The following is a 1,544-nucleotide window of genomic DNA, read 5'->3' as shown; positions in this document are numbered from 1 at the left end:
CTACATCCATGCACAGCGCGACTGGGACCAAAACATCGAGCACGAGCAGAAAATAAGAGTCGGTCATGAGCGACACGACCGGGTCGAGGGCAACAGCTACAGCGAGTTCAAGGCTGAGGAGCATTGCACTGTCGATGGCAACCGGCTGACCGAAGTCAAAGCGGACGATCACCTGACGGTGAGTGGAACACAGCACATCAGGGCGGGCGATGGGTTACTGGCATACGCCGGGCAGGAAATTCACCTCAAGGCCGGTAACAACGTGGTGATTGAGGCGGGGCTGGAGATCACGGTCAAGGCCGGTGCTTCCTTTCTCAAGATCGACGCCAGCGGTGTGACCATTACCGGGCCTCAGATAAAACTCAACTCGGGGGGCAAGCCAACCTTGGGCACCGGCGCATCGCCCGCTTTGCCTGGGCTTGTGAAACAGGCAAATGACAATGGGCCGGGGCAGTTGCTGACGCAGCGCCTGGGTGAACCAGGCCCGATAGTAGAGCTGTGCCAGAAACCCAGGAGCGGAATGCCCATAGACTGCCCGCTAGCCGATTGCGGCTGTCGCAGGGCGTTGCTGTCGAGAGGTCGAGCATGAACGTTTACGTGCTGCTGGAACGCACCGACTCGCTGCTGGAACAACTCTACCAACGGCTGCCCGATCCAGCGCCCACCGTGTTATTCGACAAGACCGAGCTGGCCGTCTACCGGGAGAAAAGTCCGCTTCTTTTGAACACATCAGGCAGCAATACCCTCGTCGAGGCAATGCATGAAAAACCAGAACGCTGGCCCGGCCTGATCATCGAAAGCCCCTTTCCCGTCGACGTGTTGCTCGGCCATCTCCGGCACATTCTGTTTGTCAGGTTCGACGGACAACGCCGAGGCGTGCTGCGCTACTCACATCCTGTTACTGCCAGCTATTTCTTTACGACAGAGCCCCCTCAATCCAGTGCCCAGTGGTTCGGCCCTATTTCCAGACTGGGCTGGTACGGCGGCACCTGGGAGGACCTTGCACAAGGCAAGCAGCGCTGGTTCGACGTTCGCAATCCACACGCACCTGATTGGCAACCGCCACAACCTCAAGTGACGTTCGGTTTAAACCAGCGGCAAGAAGACGCGTTGCGGCGCCAGAAGAAGGAGTTCTTACAATGACCACCGGCAGACTGAGCGATGGCCCTTCCTGCGAAATGGACAAACTGATCGTCCAGATAGTGGGTAAGGATCATTCGGAACAGCAGCAGGTTTTGCTGCTCGGTTCTGATGGAACCCGTATCTATTCACCCAAATCGGAAGTGCTGGAAAGCGAGCTGTTCAGCAGCACCCTGAAGGTCTGGGATCACATCAAGGGCACGCACCTTCATCTGCAGNGCCGTTGCTCAGTGGCACGAAAGTCACGCCGCGACAGGCCGATGCGCAGTTCAATCAGATCGTTCCGGTGCTGCCATTCATTGCCTTGCCCGGTTCCAAGACAGTGGACGACATGGGCACACCGGTGCTGGCTCGCGCGGGTTATGTGTACGTGTTTTATCAGGAGAAGCTGTGGCGCGAGCTGG

The 1,544-nt window shown here is 58.0% G+C and carries 2 protein-coding genes and 1 pseudogene; all 3 read left to right on the top strand.

The window, feature by feature from the left end:
• Positions 1 to 589 (top strand): bacteriophage T4 gp5 trimerisation domain-containing protein (locus tag AO068_RS25165; RefSeq protein WP_442963746.1); only part of this gene is annotated, 589 nt, incomplete at its 5' end.
• Positions 586 to 1,143 carry a DUF4123 domain-containing protein gene (locus AO068_RS25160; RefSeq protein WP_058409771.1) on the top strand — a complete coding sequence of 186 codons (558 nt, stop codon included), beginning with the start codon at positions 586 to 588 and terminating at the stop codon, positions 1,141 to 1,143. The genes AO068_RS25165 and AO068_RS25160, both read left to right, overlap by 4 nt.
• Positions 1,140 to 1,544, top strand: a pseudogene (locus AO068_RS27710) (hypothetical protein); the annotation flags it as partial. The gene AO068_RS25160 and the pseudogene AO068_RS27710, both read left to right, overlap by 4 nt.

Origin of the sequence: Pseudomonas sp. ICMP 3272, from assembly GCF_001466905.1 — a bacterium.
GTDB classification, from domain to species: domain Bacteria; phylum Pseudomonadota; class Gammaproteobacteria; order Pseudomonadales; family Pseudomonadaceae; genus Aquipseudomonas; species Aquipseudomonas amygdali.
The sequence above is the reverse complement of the archived record's forward strand: the minus strand, read 5'-3'. Positions and strand labels throughout refer to the sequence as shown.

Bases quoted from the DNA above. Each gene is read 5' to 3' on its own strand.
- AO068_RS25160 (WP_058409771.1), top strand. From the start codon at position 586: ATGAACGTTTACGTGCTGCTGGAACGCACCGACTCGCTGCTGGAACAA.